We start from the raw sequence: 16,687 nt of genomic DNA, 5'->3' as shown, positions 1-16,687 counted from the left end.
CGCTACTTTTTCTTTTTCAAATAAATCAACACAACTCGGTTAACCAAGTACCACACACAGCCCACAGCAATGGCTCCCTGTGCCGCTATCATCTGTAACGAATCCGGCTCAGGTTGGTGCCAATACATATATAAAAAGCCACCAAGGAATAAAATCAATGCCAAAAACGAATGATTCATAAACTTTTGTTGTTTACTGATACGTTTTTTTATCGCAAGTCGTTCAATCTGTTCTTCAGTCAGCTCACCCAATTGCAGTTGGCAATGCGGGCATACCTTAGTTTTATTTGAAATGGATTTGCTGCAACCAGGACATTGTACAATTGCCATAAATAACTCTCCAAATGCTACAAAAAAAGCGCCCATAGTGGGCGCCATTTTACTCGTTTTCTATTCGAATGTCTTTGTTCAATTCGACTCGTTTACGCGCATGTTGTTTTTATCGTCACTTTTTTGGTCACTAGATGCATGTTCTTTGTGTTCACGATTAAATTTCTGCCAGTAATCATCTACAGAGTCTTTCATTTCTTTACGCAGCAAGAAAATACCAAACAAGTTTGGTAGAGTCATAACCACTATCGCCACCGCTGCTAATTTCCAAACGAGTGTGGTATCAGCAAATGACGCCCAGAAAAAGCCCGCCACGTAAAATACTCGATAAGGCATGACTGAACGACTGCCTAGTAAATAGATCATGGCTCTGTCACCGTAATATGACCATGCAATCGCCGTTGAAAATGCAAACATCAACAAACCAATCGATACGATATATTGACCGTTTTCACCAAAGAAACCACGAGTGAAGGCCTTGGTTGTCAGCTCAGCTGAGTGAACCAAAGATTCACCACGAATACTGATGCTGTCATCAACCAGCTTACCTTTGTCCACTTCCACTGTACCTGTGTAAACATGACGCTCTGTAATACCGAAGCGAATGTTTTCACCAATCGAGCGTGAATGAATAATCGTAAAGTCATCACTTAGCGCCTTGCCCTGCAGCACTTCTATATTGCCAGTATACGGCTGCACCGAATGATCTTTACCACCGTTGAGATATTGATACAGTTCCTGACGTTGCTGCGGGTCATTTTCACTGTACTTACCATGGAGAATAGTCATCGATGAGCGCTCAAACTGAGTATCAAACTTTTCAGACCACACGCCTGATGACAAAATAACTAAACCAGTGAGTGTACAAATAATAATGGTATCAATGAAAGGTTCTAAAATAGATACCATTCCTTCAGAAACAGGCTCATCGGCCTTAGCAGATGCGTGCGCAATTGGCGCAGAACCCTGACCGGCTTCATTGGAGAATAAACCACGGTTTACACCTCGGTTAAAGGCATAAGCAAATGACGCACCTAAGAAACCACCAGCTGCGGCAGAGCCTGTGAACGCATTGGTGAATACAGCAGCAAATGACGGCGCGATATTTTCAATGTTAAACAAAATAACTGCCAACGCGCCCACGATGTAGATAGCTGCCATAATTGGCACAATGCGAGAAGTAATCGCAGCGATACGTTTGATCCCACCTAGAATTACCAACGCCAACAATACCGACAACACGCCACCTGTGTGCCAAGGCTCAATGCCGAAGGTTGCTTCCATACCTTGCGCAATGTTATTGATCTGCGGCAGGTTTCCTGTACCAAATGAACTGATCACGGTTGCTATGGCAAATAATATAGCCAACCACTTCATGTTCAAACGGCGGTCCATATAATACATAGGGCCACCGGCCATTGTGCCATCATCGGTTTTGACACGGTATTTATGAGATAAGGTGACCTCTACAAACTTGGTCGTCATACCGAAAAATGCAGTCATCCACATCCAAAACAACGCTGCGGGACCACCGATAGAGATAGCCAACGCCACACCACCAATGTTACCCGTACCTACAGTACCCGACAAAGCCGTTGCCAGTGCCTGAAAGTGAGTGGTATCCCCTTCGTGACTTTTTTTATCAAACTTACCCGTTACTACTTTACATGCATGCTTAAAGTAGCGAACTTGCGGGAACTTGAGATAAATTGTAAAGAATAAACCTACCCCTAAAAGTACATATGGGAACCAAACGGATCCCCCTAAAATGCTATCTAGAAAATCTAGAAACTGTCCAAATGCATCCACGACTCATCCTCTTGTTGTTATACGTAAAAAGCAACCGAATAACGGTTGCTTTTTGGGTTAATTATTATCTTAATTTATCTACGACACTCACAATCGCCGCGAGCGTGTCTTGTCCAAACTGGTATGAACGTCTGTCTGACCAACCATAGTAAGGATCTGGCAAATTAGCATTATCCTTAAACGGCATTTCAACTGTATAAGCTAACGTTTTAAATGCCTCACCCACAGCACAGGACGCAACGGTTAGGTTTGCCTCACCCGGAGCGTCTTTGTCATAGCCAAATTCATCTTGAAACTCAGGCGTAATCGTCAATAGTGCAGCTTTGAAAGTATCTTCAAGTTCTTTGATACGTGCATCATAACTTGGTATCCCTTCACCACCTGCCACAAAATTGTACGGTAGCGCTTCATCACCGTGAATGTCTAGATACATATCAACGCCAGTCTCATGCATTTTATTCAACACGTGATAAACTTCAGGAGATTTTTCTAAGCTTGGTGTTTGCCATTCACGGTTCAAGTTAACGCCTGCAGCATTCGTGCGTAGATGACCTCGAACACTACCATCTGGGTTCATATTAGGCACTATGTGGAATACGGCTTTTGACAATAATGCAGCTGCATGCGGATCTTCATCATCTAACAGCTTATGTAACAAACCTTCAACAAACCACTCAGCCATTGTCTCACCTGGGTGTTGACGCGCGGTGATCCAGATTTGCTTTTTACCGTCCTCAGGCTCCCCTACAGTAAGTAGACCAATGTCACGGCCATCTAGTGTTTCACCCAGTGTTTCAATGGCGCAAATGTCATGGCTTTGCGCCCAATATAATAAATCTAGGTGACGCTCATAACTATACGGTGCGAAATAAGCAAAGTAGGTGTGTGAAAATTCAGGTTCAAAATCAATAATTAAACGGCCATCTTCATAATGACTCGGCACTCTAAACCATGTTTGACGGTCGTATGATGCAACCGCATGATAGTCATCCCATCCTTCTGGATAAGCTGACTTTTCAAGACCATTAATATGTAGTTTGTGACCTAAAAATGGTGTGCTCTCTAAACGAAAGTGAAACCACTGAAAAAAATCGGATTCATTGTCTTTATTAATTTCCAACTGAATATCAAGAGGCTCGCTAGCCGCTAGCACCTTGATATTACCACTGTCAAAATTACTGGTGATCTTCATCATGTACCTTAATTGTTTTACCCCGTTCATTTTGAGCGGGAGAACTTCACTGTTAATTCTTGTTAGCTGACTGTAACGTAATACGCTCAAGAGTATCACAGCCTGCTACGTTCAAAAACTAAAAAAGCCAGCAAATGCTGGCTTTTTAAGACTATCAACGTATTAACGAGGCAGACTTGGGAATGATACTTCTGCCATATCACGCATAACACGCACTACCTGACAGCTATAACCAAACTCGTTGTCATACCAAACGTAAAGAACAACGCGATCACCATCAACAATTGTTGCTTGTGAATCTACTACGCCTGCATAACGGCTACCAACTAAGTCTGTTGATACGATTTCTGTTGACGCTGTGTAATCGATTTGATCGCGTAAGTCAGAGTAAAGCGATGTGTTACGTAAAAACTCGTTTAACTCTTCACGGTCAGTCGCTGTCTCTAGGTTTAAGTTAATGATTGCCATCGAAACATTTGGTGTAGGTACGCGGATAGCGTTACCTGTTAGCTTACCCGCAAGTTCCGGAAGTGCCTTAGCAACCGCTTTTGCAGCACCAGTTGAGGTAATAACCATGTTCAATGCCGCACTGCGACCACGACGCTCTGCTTTGTGATAGTTGTCGATCAAGTTTTGGTCATTGGTGTATGAGTGAACCGTTTCTACGTGGCCATTCTTAATACCAAACTTATCATTAATAGCTTTTAGAACAGGAGTGATTGCGTTAGTTGTACAACTTGCTGCTGATACAATCTTGTCTTCACTCTTAATGTCTTGATTGTTTACACCGTAAACAACGTTTTTGATGTCGCCTTTAGCAGGTGCAGTCAATAGTACTTTTGCTGCGCCTGTTGATTTAAGGTGCAAGCCAAGACCATCTTCATCTTTCCAAATACCGGTGTTGTCAACGATCAACGCGTTTTCAATGCCGTATTTTGTGTAATCTACTTCATCTGGAGAGTTTGAGTAAATAACCTGAATGTAGTTACCGTTAGCTTTAATTGCACTCTTTTCGTGATCAACTGTGATTGAACCGTTGAAAGGACCATGAATAGAGTCACGACGTAGTAAGCTTGCACGCTTTTCTAAGTCACCATCACGACCGCCACGAACAACGATAGCACGTAGGCGTAAATCAGCGTGAGAGCCGCCACGTTCAATAAGTAGGCGCGCTAATAAACGACCAATACGGCCAAAACCATAAAGCACAACGTCGCGAGGCTTTTGACCATCGCCTTTGTTGACTAGCTCTGCAAGCTCAGCGTTAAGATATTCTTCGATTGAGCGGCCTTCACCAGCATTTTTATAGATGTAGCCGTATGCTAATTTACCTAAATCGATGCGTGCTGGTGCTAAGTCCATTTTGCTGATAGCTTCTAAAAATGGGAAGCTTTCGCGCAAACGCAGTTTACGCTCTTCAAAACGTGCAACTGTTTTGTGTGCTTTGATCACGTCGATGGTACTGGTGTTTACCAAAGGACGGCCATAAACCGCGATTTCGATACCAGAGTTACGATATAAGCGACCAATAATTGGTTGCATATTTTCTGCGTAATCTTGGCGCTCTTGCCAGCTATTTTGATATTCTTGCTCGTGAGATAAGGTCATTTTTTCTGCCTAATAAACAATTTTTTGAACGGATAGCCCCATCGGGCACACGTATTCTAATTTAAACCGCCGTGATTCTCCACTGTTACTCATCAATTCATTGGGCTAGAATACTAATAATAAATTACGACAAGAGGAAACCTCATGGCATTAAGACAATCTATTGTCTTGTCTGTATTGCTATTGGCAGGCTGTGATAACGCCATTACGTTGAGTCGAGTGTGCGACGAAACGCCTGGATTTTGTAGTGACTTAAACACAGATAGTCATTGTAGAGAAGAGCGCGCGGAGGTGATTATTGCGCGTTATCATGAATACAAAAAACCAACCGATGAAAATAAGTACCAACTACTTAAACTATTCGAAGACTATGACAAATGTGTCTCCCTCGCGGCCAAAATTGAACACATAAAACTAAAAGAAAAAACCACGTCTCGCGTCAATGGTCATTTGACAAGCCTTAAAGAAATTAATCGTATTTTTAAAGAAACATTAGACACTACCCATCCTGGGTTACTGTATTACCATTGGTCACGCAACGCCAATCGAGCAGCACTAAATAAATTGCTCAACATGCAAGAGCAAAAAGTGGTTAAAGATGATCCGGAGATTCAACTCTTTTTGGCAACCTTTTATGCCAAAATTGATGATGATAAAACGGTCGACTTGTTGTACCGCGTTCTAGAGTTGAATAAGAAAGGTCAACAACCCGCTCCAGAAGTATACGAGACACTGACGAGTATTTTTTATAAGCAAGAAAAATACAAGCATGCTTATACCTTTGCTAAGGTGGCAAAACTATCAGGCTTTGATAGTGTTGATATTATTCCAATTGAACATCAAATTACCAGCCTTGGTAAATCGCTAGATCCGCTCAACGATTTAGCTCAAAAAACCTATACCAGCATTCAAGAAGGTACCTTTGTGTCACCTAGAGAGTTTTAAAAAAAGAGCAGCGATTGCTGCTCTTAAACTTTTAACTTTAAAAGTCGGAAAGTTAAAACTGTTACGCCTTATTTTTTAGCTCTTGTGTTACTTGAGCCAAACCCACTTCAGAAATGCGAGTAATAATCTCTTTTTGCTTGGCACTGAGTAATGAAATACCTTCTGCAACCATATCGTAGACTTTCCAGCTACCGTCTTTCGATTGTCTGAATTTAAAGTGCATATCGATATCAGGTCCTGACATTTCTTTAATCACCACTTTTACGGTAGCAAATTCATTGTCACCAAGCGGCAACTCTTCAAACAGTACATTTTGCCCTTTGTACTGCAACAAAGCGTTGGCATAGGTTGCTACTAAGTAGCTATCCACCGCATTGATAAATTCAACGGCTTCAGCTCGTTGCAAGCCTTTTATATGCTTGCCCAGCAATTTAAATGACACAAACTTCACATCAATATGTGGCATTAAGCGGCTACGTACAATGTTTTTCATAACATCAGATTGAGCTTTGCCGTCTTTGTTAACCGCTTTAATGTCGGTAAATAATTCGTCACCTACTTTGGTAATTAACTGATAGGGTGTGTCCGATGCAAAGCTAAAGGCTGAAAACAGCATCGCTAACACGATAATTAATCTGTTCATGAGTAAACGTCCTAAATGTTTATATGGCGATATGGTACGCAAACATTTCATGCATAAAAAGATGCAAATAAGCACATACTTGATGCCAAATCAGCACCAATAAATTTCCGTTTATTGCTGCCATTCATCACGCAAAAATGTTTCGCGTGCATTATAACGAAGGCATGCAAGAACAAATGTTAGGATTTGTAAGGAGTATTGAAAAAGTGTCGCTCAGCCTTTGCTTTGCTAAAGCCGATACTATTTAGCTAAGCCTTAGCAAAGGACTGTTAGCATAGTGAACCTACGCTACTTTTATGCTCTGGAAGGTACCTGGCAGGTGTTGTCTTTGTTTTAACGCTCGCGCTATCTCATCGCTTTCAAAAGCGATAAGTTCATGCTTTGGCAAACGTAAACGTTCTTGCTGAAGATTTTCCATCAAGATATTACCTAGAAATGACATACGCTGCTGCGCACAAATACTCTTGGCCAGCCAAGCCCCTGGCAAAGACACCACGCCAATATTTGGTGCTTTTTTAAACAACAACGCATCATCAAGCTGGGATAAACCGGAAATACAACTGATTCGACCGCAAAATTGCAACAGCGACAATAACTCATTGGTATGTTGACCGCTGCTATCAATAACGCCCTGAACACCATCATATCCATATTGACGCTGGATCAAGTCGGCTAGATTTTCATCTTGCTCAGAGAACACTGCGTCAGCGCCCAATTCTTTTAAAAGCTCTTGATGGCCTTGTGGGCAATTACTAAACACCATGAGCCCCTGTTGTTTAGCAAATTGAATTGCCAACTGACCAGTGCACGTGTGGCCTGCTTCAATGAAAACGGAATCACCTTCATCTAACTGCAGTTTTAGCAAGGCAATTAACGCCGTCATGCCCGGCGTTGGCAAGCAAGCGGCAACGATTGGGTCAACATGTTCTGGCACCACTGCCAAGGCATAGTTTGCCACAGCGGCATATTCACTCATCACACCTGGCGTGCTGATATCATTGTGCCACATTACTCGCGTACCAACTTCTGGATGCATTCCTTTTGGCGCATCAACCACAGTACCAACCGCATCAAAACCAAATACACGTGGATACTGCCAACAGGGCGTACCTTGTTGGGCAAATTTCTCGTCTAAGCTGCCTAGCCCTGTGTATTCCACCTTCACTAACACTTGCTGTGCTGTTGGTTTTGGCGTGCTTAACTGAGCCTGCTGCAAACGAAAGTGTACACCTGGCTCTGCAAGTAAAATACCGCTCATGGTTTCAGGAATTGTTGTCACGCGATTCTCATTCATTTCTATTTTGGAGGCTGATTAGTTGTATGTAATGTTCTAATAACCGTTTTAATTATTAGAACATTCATTGTTGTACAGCTCAACTATAAGTTAATCATGTGTCAAAATCTGGCTAGACTTTGCTACATTTTTAGCGCTTTTGCTACTCACCAACATATAAAACACCGGTGTAAATAGCAATCCAAATAACGTTACGCCCAACATGCCAAAGAATACTGCGACCCCCATGGCATGACGCATTTCAGCTCCCGCCCCTGACGCTAGCACCAAAGGAATAACCCCAGCCGTGAACGCAATCGAGGTCATCAAAATTGGTCTAAGACGCAGTCTACAAGCGGTGATGATTGCCTCTAGTGCTGTTTGACCATCATCATTTTGCTCTTTAGCAAACTCAACCATCAAAATGGCGTTCTTACACGCCAAAGCAACCAATACGATTAGAGCTATTTGCGTGAATATATTGTTATCTCCGCCTATCCACCAAACACCAAGTAATGCTGAGAAGATAGTCATTGGAACTATCAAAATGATGGCCAATGGCAGCCTTAAGCTTTCGTACTGTGCCGCCAGTACCATAAATACCAGCAGTACCACTAGCGGGAAAATATATACCATGGTATTGCCCGCTAAGATTTGCTGATAAGTCACATCAGTCCACTCAAACGCCATATCATTGGGCAGGTGCTTAGCTAATATCGCTTCCATTGCCTGCTGCGCTTGATCAGAGCTAAACCCTGGAGCTGGACTGCCGTTTAGCTCAGCACTTGGATAGCCATTGTAATGCATCACTCTATCCGGTCCCGTCGTAGGTGTCGCGGTTAAAACAGACCCCAACGGTACCATATCACCTCTTACGTTACGCACTTTTAGCGCTAATATCTGCTCAGGGTCTAAACGACTTTGTGCTTGAGCTTGCGCAGTCACTTGGTAAGTACGACCAAATAAGTTGAAGTCGTTCACGTACAAAGAACCCATATATACCTGTAGTGCGTTAAACACCTCTGATAACGGAATACCTTGCAACAGCGCCTGCTCTCTGTCGATATCGATATCCATTTGTGGTACCTGAATTCTAAAGCTTGAGAACATCCCCGTCAGCGCTGGGTCTTTTCTTGCCTCATTGGTTACAGTTTGTAATGTATTAAATAGCGCCTCAAATCCTTTATTGCCTCTGTCTTCAATTTGCAACTTAAACCCCCCTGTAGTCCCCAAACCTTGGATTGGTGGCGGAGGAAAAACAGCGACAAAGGCTTCATCAATGGCGCTAAAGCGCTTGTTAAGTTCCATCGCAATTGCCATCGCAGATAAACTTGGGTCATTACGCTTTGTAAAGTCTTCAAGCGGCGTAAACACAATGGCAGCATTGGGGCTGTTGGTAAAGCCATTGACTGACAGCCCAGGAAAAGACACCGTGTTTGCAATGCCTGGCACCTGCAATGCAATTTGTTCCATTTGCCTTGTTACAGCTTCAGTTCTATCTAAGCTCGCAGCATCAGGTAATTGCGCGATTGCGACCAAATACTGTTTATCCTGAGCTGGAATAAAACCGCCTGGCACAGCATCGAATAATTTAGCCGTCGACCCCAATAGCGCCACATACAGCACCATAACCACAGCAGACATTCTGATCAGCTTTTTAACCAGCTTTTCATACCCTTCGCTGCTTTTGTCAAAAAAACGATTAAAAGGCGCAAAGACCCAGCGACCAAATATCCTATCCAGTAGGCGTGTTAACCCATCCGGCTTGCTACCATGTGGTTTTAGTAACAAGGCTGATAACGCTGGCGACAAGGTCAGTGAATTGATCGCTGAAATGATGGTAGAAATAGTAATAGTCAGCGCAAATTGCTTATAAAACTGCCCCGATAACCCCGTGATAAACGCCGTAGGAATAAACACCGCACACAATACCAGTGCAATGGCAATAATCGGCCCTGTCACTTCATTCATTGCCAGCTTAGTGGCTTCCACTGGACTTAATCCATTGGCGATGTTGCGTTCAACATTCTCAACCACAACAATTGCATCATCAACCACGATACCAATTGCCAGCACTAAGCCAAACAACGATAAGGTATTGATAGACACACCCAACCATTGCATCACTGCGAATGTACCAACTAGAGATACCGGCACGGCTATCAATGGAATAATCGACGCACGCCATGTTTGTAGGAAAAGGATCACCACGAGCACGACCAACACAATGGCTTCAAGCAAGGTCGTGATAACGGCATCAATTGAACCACGCACGAACACGGTCGGATCGTACACGATGTCATATTCAACGCCTTCAGGGAAAGATTCGCTCAAGCGTGCCATCGTCTGACGAACCTGATCGGACAGTTCAATCGCATTCGATCCGGGTCGTTGAAAGATAGGCATTGCAAGCGCGGGCTGGCCGTTTAACATAGCTCGCAGTGAATAGTTATCTTGGCCAAGTTCTATACGCGCGACATCTTTTAGCCTAGTAAGCGCGCCTTGCTCGCCTACTTTAATAACCACCTGTTCAAACTCTTCTATACTGCCAAGGCGGCCACGTACATTAAGCAAAACTTGAAACTCAGACTCATTCGCCGCTGGTTGCGCCCCCAAACTGCCAGCTGCAACTTGTTGGTTTTGCTCCCGTAATGCCTTAACAACATCCATCGCCGTTAATTGATTCGCCGCCAGCGCATCAGGATTTAGCCACACCCTCATGGCGTACTTGCCACCACCAAACAGCTGTACATCTCCAACGCCAGGCAGACGAGCAATTTCGTCTTTAACGTACAAATCGGCGTAATTAGATAGATAGGTGGTATCGTGACTGTTTGTCGGTGAGTAAAGGTGTACCACCATCGTCAAGTCCGGCGAAGCCTTTTCAGCAACAACACCAAGCCTCTGTACCTCTTGAGGTAAGCGAGGTAGTGCGCTATTAACGCGGTTTTGTACTTGCACCTGCGCTCTATCCAGATCCGTGCCCAGCGCAAATGTCACTGTCAGTGTCATACGTCCATCGCTGGTCGCTTGAGAAAACATATACAGCATGTTTTGTGTGCCATTGATTTCCTGCTCAAGAGGCGTTGCCACCGTTTCTGCGATTACAGTCGGATTCGCACCCGGATAACTTGCGGATACCACGACCGTAGGCGGTACAACTTCTGGATATTCACTCACTGGAAGTTGAGACAAACTCAAAGCACCAGCAATAAAAATGACCAAAGAAAGCATCGCCGCAAATATGGGCCGTTTGATGAAAAAATGAGAAAAAGACATGCCTTATTCTCCTCGCTCGGCAACCAACAGCGACGTCTGGCTTGCAGCATTCATCACCAGCAGCTTACTATCAGGTTCAACCTCAACCATTTGTGGTGCTATCGGCATGCCTGGTCCAACTCTGGCTGGACCATTGACTGCAATCTTATCTCCTGGTTTTAAACCCGTAACAACTGCGCGCATAACGCCATAACGCTCGCCAAGCGTAACGGGTCGATACTGCAAGACATTTTGCTCATCTGTTACCAACACAAAACGATTTTTCAAATCCGTACCAATCGCTTTTTCAGGCACCAGAACCTGTTGCTGAACATCTTCAGCGGCAATGCGCACACGCACAAATGCACCAGGCTTTAACTGTTGTGTCGCAGCAAATACAGCACGGACACGTAGCGTACCTGTCTGACGGTTAATATGATTATCAACAAAATCAACAACGCCACTGTGTTCAAACTCTTGGTCTCCAAGCATTTGCATGACGACTTGCGTTTGCTTATCGCCTCGCAACTGATTGAACTGTTTGTGCCAAGTACGCTCGTTAATATCAAAATATGCATAAACGAAGTCATTGGATACCAAATGCGTTAACACACTTGTGCCTGCCTGGACTGTATTACCTGTGGTCAACTCAGCGCGAGACACAATACCATTAATAGGGGCTTTAACTTCGCTGTACGTTAAATCTAACTTAGCAGCATCGAGCTTAGCTTGTGTTGCCATCACATTCGCCTGATACTGGCTTAGTAAAGAACGTCGTTGCTCAACTTCTTCTTGAGAAATAGATTTCGTTTTCAAAAGGCGCGCCGCTCTTTTTACATCGCGTTCAGCCTGAGACAACTGCGCTTTGGCGTTTGCTAATAGCGCTTCTAGTTCAGCTACTTTCACCACAAAAGGGCGCTGATCCAAGGTAAATAACACATCACCCTCATTCACGCTTTGCCCTTCTTTGAAATTAACCGCGGCAATGTTTCCTGATACTCGCGGCCTCAGTTGCACAAAATCAACGGCCTCTAAGCGGCTGGTATAAGTAAACCAAGATTGCACTGGATATGCTTTTACCGCAGTAACATCTATAGGTTGTTTAAATGCTTGGGCGTTTTGTGCTGGGGCCTCGGCATGTGATTCACTACATCCTGTCATATAGGCTAAGCAGCCCAGAATCGCTATTGTCACGAGTGATTTTTTCATGGTTTTATCTCCTAGTACTGATAGCAATACAGTCTATAGATCAGAAAAGAGCCAAAAAAGCATCGTTTTTTAAATTATTTAATGCCAAAATGGCACCAATAGAAATCTAAGAGAAACTGAATATGGACACAAGTACACGCTTATTAATGTTTTTAGATGTTGTTGAACGCGGCTCTTTTGCCAAGGCGGCTCAAAATAGGAACATTGACCGTTCGGTTATCTCTAAACAAATCAGTAAATTAGAAGATGAACTCAGTGTTAGATTGTTAAATCGTACCACTCGCTCGTTTTCGTTGACGGCTGCGGGCGCCGAAATGGTAAAAAAGGCGCAGCAACTTAGAAAGCTACTCAGTGAGACTCAGTTACTTGCAGAGAACTACCACACCGAGCCCAAAGGGTTGTTGAAAATCACCAGTTCGACGATTATCGGTAGGCGCTACGTACAGCCTGTGGTTAACGAGTTTCAAAAACGCTTTCCGCAGGTTGAGGTTGAGTTGCGACTCGAGGACAGGCTAGTGGATATAGTTGGTGAAGGCTATGATCTGGCGTTTCGCGTTGGTGAACCAAAAGACTCTACCCTCATTGCCCGCAAAATAGCCCGAAATCGGCTCATAATTCTAGCTACTTCACAATTTATTGAAACCTATGGTGAACCGAAAACCATGCAAGATCTCGCCAGATTACCAGCAGCTAGCTATGCAAGCGATGGCCTTAAGGTTACTGGCGTACATTACCTAGATGACCACAACGAGCCACAAGAAATTCAGATTAAAAGTATCTTTAGAAGTAACGATGGTGAGTTGTTAATGATGAAGGTGCTCTCTGACACAGCCTTTTGCACTGTGCCTGCCTTTTTGGTTGATCAAGAAATTATCAATGGCCAACTGGTGCCGCTACTGACCGATGTCAAGTTAACTGATTATTCTGCGTTATATGCTGTTTATCCGCATCGAGATTTACCCGTCAGAACACGGCTATTTTTTGATGCTATGCGTGAATATATCGGCAAAGATACGCCCATTTGGGAGAATAATATACCTGAGTTTGATAAATTGTATGGCTTCCAAGCTCCAGTAAAAGCACCGCTTTTCTAGCGGTACAAAGACGACAATCGGACTACATTTCAAAGCCTAGCGCTACGATGTAAGGCACATGATTAGTATTTCTTTAAAACACTTTTGACCAGACCATTTGATTTGATCCATTTTATACATTCATCCAATGGCAGCGCCTCACAAATATTATACCCTTGCAAATAGTCGCACTCGATACTGGTTAAATAACTCGCCACTTTGTCATGATTTACACCCTCTGCCACCACTGAGCATTTAAGGCGTTTAGCCATAAACATGGTTGTTTCTACAATGATCTGCGCTTTTTCATCTTTCACGCACCCCTCAATAAACGAGCGGTCGATTTTTATCTGCGATACAGGCAGATCCTTAAGTAACTTAAACGAAGAGAAGCCAGTACCGAAATCACCGATACTCACCGCAAACCCCATATCTATAAGCACCTCAATTAATGCCTGTGTTTGCGCCAAATCGGCCACCATCATGCTCTCTGTCAATTCAAAGGTGATATGCTTAGCTGCAACTTGATTACCACTGAGCAAACTCGCTAACAGATTGACTAGCTCTTTGTTCAAAAAGTCATGGCTGGATAGATTTATATGAACCACTAAATGTTTATCACACGCCAGTAATATTGGTAAGTCTGCAAACACTCTTTTTATTACAAATAAGCTGAGCTGGCGAATTAAGTTACTACTCTCTGCAACAGGCACAAAATGTTCCGGCATCATAATGGTACCATTTGCCTGTGGCCATCGAGCCTGTGCTTCTACACCATGAACTTCAGCACTTTTCGCTTTAATCATTGGCTGATAAAACACTTTCAATGTATGTTGCGCAAATGCCTCTTTAAGGCCGGCTGAGATATGAAATTCCTGATCACACCCCTTGTGTAATACATCATCAAATATCACCAAAGACTGGCGAGAACGTTTTGCACTATACATGGCAATATCGGCTTCACGTAACAAGGTAATACAATCACTTTGTTCATCACCATGATATGCGCTCACACCTGCGCTGTAGTGTACATCAACAGCCACATCTTCAATCTGCAAAGGGTACTCTAGCGCTTTAATAAGTGCATTATTTTGCGCATAAATCGTTCTTTCTTCGGTGCCATCAATCAGTATTACAAACTCATCTCCGCCCATGCGAAATAGTGTGCTGCCGGGTGATAACGCTTCTGTCAGTCTCTGTGATAAGGCAACCAGTACTTTGTCTCCAAACAAATGCCCCACAGAATCATTAATTTGTTTGAAATTATTTAGGTCAACCAACATGACGGCAAAGGCATGGCCTTGGGAAATTTTTGTCTCTATGGTATTAACACAATGTTCTCGATTATTCAGCTTGGTTAAGAAGTCTGTTTGCGCGTGAAAGCGCTCATCTTCAACAAGTTTTGCCAGTGCTTTTAAACTTTGATGGGCCATATGATTGACGATTAAAACAAAGATTGAACCAAAAAACAGAATACTCGCTAAACCCACGTTGAGCAGCTCAACTTGTTCTCGTTCAAATAAGTAGGCCGTAAATGCACTATAGCCCAGTATAAAAAAGACGATTAAACCAAATAACACGCGCCAACCAAATTGACGAGAAATCTGACATATTTTATATGCCCAGTGAAGAGATAGGCATAGCCCAGTAACTCCAGTGATAACAAGAATGAGCGCTAACAATCCCACATATGTACACCATCATAAAAGCAATGACTAAGAGTATAGTGGAAAATATTACACTCGGATTTTTAACTGCTTTGAGCTTTGTCGATGAATGGCTTTTCCATTGTTTTTTGAGTTATGTCTATAGAGTGTGATAGAAAAACATGCCAGATATTGGCATAAAACCGATCTATCCAACCCACCTGAAATATGCCTTATGGTACTATTTCGGTGGGTTGGGCTTTACTTCTTTATGCGCACTTTAAGATACGATACAACTGATCTTTTAAATGCAAACGCTGTTTTTTGAGTGATTCTAAATACTCATCAGAGGTATTTTCTACCCCTTCTTCGATGCGGACAACCTCATGATCGACATTGTGATAATCTTCAAACAGTCGAGCAAAATGACGGTCTTTCATTTTTAACTCATGAATTTTATCTTTAAACTCTGGTAACTCTTTAGCAAGACTATGGCGCTCAATATTCATTATTCAATTCCTATTGTCTGTTGTTATACACTTATCATTAGCTGATAGCCTTACAGTACGCCTGAGCAAGTAAGTTATCCTTGATCCAACACAAGTTTGCGTGACTATTAACATAAAAAAAGCCCTGCTATGTGCAGGGCTTTTGGGCAAGTATAATAATTGAAATCGAATACTTTACTTATAGTTTGCCGTTGACTCACGGGTAATGAGTTTCGCTTCAAGCGTGGCCTGATAAACAGGCGTTTGCTCATCGCTTATTTGCAAAATGAGTTGCTCTACTGCTTGACGCGTCATTTCTTCTACCGGTTGTGCGATAGTTGTCAGTCCCGGCCAGATATGGCGGGCAATTGGCGCATTATCAAAGCCGGCGATAGAAATATCTTCAGGCACTTTTAATTGCCTTTGCGTAGCGAGCTTTAACACCGCCGCTGCCATGTAATCATTTGACGCAAACACTGCACTTGGCCTAGGGTTCAGATCTAATATCTCCTTTGCACTATCAGCACCAGAGTGATAACTAAAGTTACCCTCGGCAACTAGTTTCGGATTAAAGGTTATATTATGCTCGGCCAATGCGCGCTGATAACCACAGAAACGCTGTTCGGTGGCGCTGTGATCTGGGTGACCTTTGATAAAGGCGATATTGCTATGGCCCAATTCAATCAAATGCTCGGTGATCTCGTAAGCCCCTTGCTCATCATTGCTGCGTACAGAAATAGACTCAGCATCATCGATAGCCGATGCAACGCGTGCAAAGTGCACTTTCTTTTTCTTCAGAAAATTAATGAGCTCTTGTGAGTCTGAAAATGGCGGCGTTAGCACCATACCATCGAGTCTTGAGGTGGTAAGTAGGTGTTCAATATTGGCAATGAGCTCTTCACCACGCAGCTCACACGGATGAATTAGCAAGTTATAGTGATGCTTGTGGCAAGCTTCCAACGCGCCGCTTTGTACACGAGTTATGTAACTTTTACTTGGGTTATCGTACAAGCAGCCAATAATGAAGCTTCTATTTCTAGCCAATCCCCGAGCAATGGGGTTTGGCGTATAGTCTAGCTCTTTAAAGACTTTCAGTACTTTTTCACGTGTTGCTGGGCTAACGTTAGGCTCATTGTTAAGGACTCTGGAAACCGTTTTTTTAGATACGCCAGCGTAAGTTGCAACACTATTGATGGTTACTTTTTTCATGCAAT

At 43.2% G+C, this 16,687-nt stretch carries 13 protein-coding genes; 2 read left to right on the top strand and 11 right to left on the bottom strand.

What is annotated here, in order from left to right; translation table 11 throughout:
• Positions 1 to 2 precede the first annotated feature (2 nt).
• The 4 genes from BET10_RS17430 to BET10_RS17415 form a co-directional block, all read right to left on the bottom strand.
• Positions 3 to 329 (bottom strand): hypothetical protein, encoded by a 327-nt coding sequence (locus BET10_RS17430; protein WP_070986952.1) that lies wholly within the window; start codon positions 327 to 329, stop codon positions 3 to 5.
• A 78-nt stretch (positions 330 to 407) separates the two neighbouring features.
• A complete protein-coding gene (locus BET10_RS17425) occupies positions 408 to 2,138 on the bottom strand; it encodes an alanine/glycine:cation symporter family protein (protein ID WP_070986859.1) in 1,731 nt (576 codons plus the stop codon).
• A 64-nt stretch (positions 2,139 to 2,202) separates the two neighbouring features.
• A complete protein-coding gene (locus BET10_RS17420) occupies positions 2,203 to 3,330 on the bottom strand; it encodes a M14 family metallopeptidase (RefSeq protein WP_070986858.1) in 1,128 nt (375 codons plus the stop codon).
• Between the two features lie 162 nt (positions 3,331 to 3,492).
• A complete protein-coding gene (locus BET10_RS17415) occupies positions 3,493 to 4,938 on the bottom strand; it encodes a glyceraldehyde-3-phosphate dehydrogenase (protein WP_070986857.1) in 1,446 nt (481 codons plus the stop codon).
• 144 nt (positions 4,939 to 5,082) lie between these two features.
• Here BET10_RS17415 and BET10_RS17410 point away from each other — a divergent pair, with 144 nt between their 5' ends.
• Entirely contained in the window at positions 5,083 to 5,883 is an 801-nt protein-coding gene (locus BET10_RS17410; RefSeq protein ID WP_070986856.1) for a DUF2989 domain-containing protein, read from the top strand.
• A gap of 61 nt (positions 5,884 to 5,944) precedes the next feature.
• On the opposite strand, the gene BET10_RS17405 is transcribed toward BET10_RS17410, so the two are convergent.
• From BET10_RS17405 to BET10_RS17390, 4 genes are all read right to left on the bottom strand, one after another.
• Positions 5,945 to 6,526 (bottom strand): MlaC/ttg2D family ABC transporter substrate-binding protein, encoded by a 582-nt coding sequence (locus tag BET10_RS17405; protein ID WP_070986855.1) that lies wholly within the window; start codon positions 6,524 to 6,526, stop codon positions 5,945 to 5,947.
• A 283-nt stretch (positions 6,527 to 6,809) separates the two neighbouring features.
• On the bottom strand, positions 6,810 to 7,805 hold the full coding sequence (locus tag BET10_RS17400) for a zinc-binding dehydrogenase (protein ID WP_170829174.1): 996 nt from the start codon (positions 7,803 to 7,805) through the stop codon (positions 6,810 to 6,812).
• Between the two features lie 105 nt (positions 7,806 to 7,910).
• Positions 7,911 to 11,078 (bottom strand): efflux RND transporter permease subunit, encoded by a 3,168-nt coding sequence (locus BET10_RS17395; protein ID WP_070986853.1) that lies wholly within the window; start codon positions 11,076 to 11,078, stop codon positions 7,911 to 7,913.
• 3 nt (positions 11,079 to 11,081) lie between these two features.
• Complete coding sequence (locus BET10_RS17390) at positions 11,082 to 12,266, bottom strand: efflux RND transporter periplasmic adaptor subunit (RefSeq protein WP_070986852.1); 1,185 nt, start codon at positions 12,264 to 12,266, stop codon at positions 11,082 to 11,084.
• Between the two features lie 122 nt (positions 12,267 to 12,388).
• Here BET10_RS17390 and BET10_RS17385 point away from each other — a divergent pair, with 122 nt between their 5' ends.
• Positions 12,389 to 13,360 carry a LysR family transcriptional regulator gene (locus tag BET10_RS17385; protein WP_070986851.1) on the top strand — a complete coding sequence of 324 codons (972 nt, stop codon included), beginning with the start codon at positions 12,389 to 12,391 and terminating at the stop codon, positions 13,358 to 13,360.
• Between the two features lie 62 nt (positions 13,361 to 13,422).
• Here the strand turns inward: BET10_RS17385 and BET10_RS17380 are convergent, their stop codons facing one another.
• The 3 genes from BET10_RS17380 to BET10_RS17370 all read right to left on the bottom strand — a co-directional run bounded on the left by BET10_RS17380 (position 13,423) and on the right by BET10_RS17370 (position 16,682).
• A complete protein-coding gene (locus BET10_RS17380; protein ID WP_083330594.1) occupies positions 13,423 to 15,027 on the bottom strand; it encodes a putative bifunctional diguanylate cyclase/phosphodiesterase in 1,605 nt (534 codons plus the stop codon).
• A 227-nt stretch (positions 15,028 to 15,254) separates the two neighbouring features.
• A complete protein-coding gene (locus tag BET10_RS17375; RefSeq protein WP_070986850.1) occupies positions 15,255 to 15,494 on the bottom strand; it encodes an HP1242/YdcH family protein in 240 nt (79 codons plus the stop codon).
• Positions 15,495 to 15,668: 174 nt separating this feature from the next.
• Complete coding sequence (locus tag BET10_RS17370; protein WP_070986849.1) at positions 15,669 to 16,682, bottom strand: LacI family DNA-binding transcriptional regulator; 1,014 nt, start codon at positions 16,680 to 16,682, stop codon at positions 15,669 to 15,671.
• Positions 16,683 to 16,687: the final 5 nt, after the last annotated feature.

This window comes from Pseudoalteromonas amylolytica, assembly GCF_001854605.1.
In the GTDB taxonomy this organism is placed as follows: Bacteria; Pseudomonadota; Gammaproteobacteria; order Enterobacterales; family Alteromonadaceae; genus Pseudoalteromonas; species Pseudoalteromonas amylolytica.
Note: the sequence above shows the minus strand (reverse complement) of the source record. Positions and strands in the feature narration are given on the sequence as shown.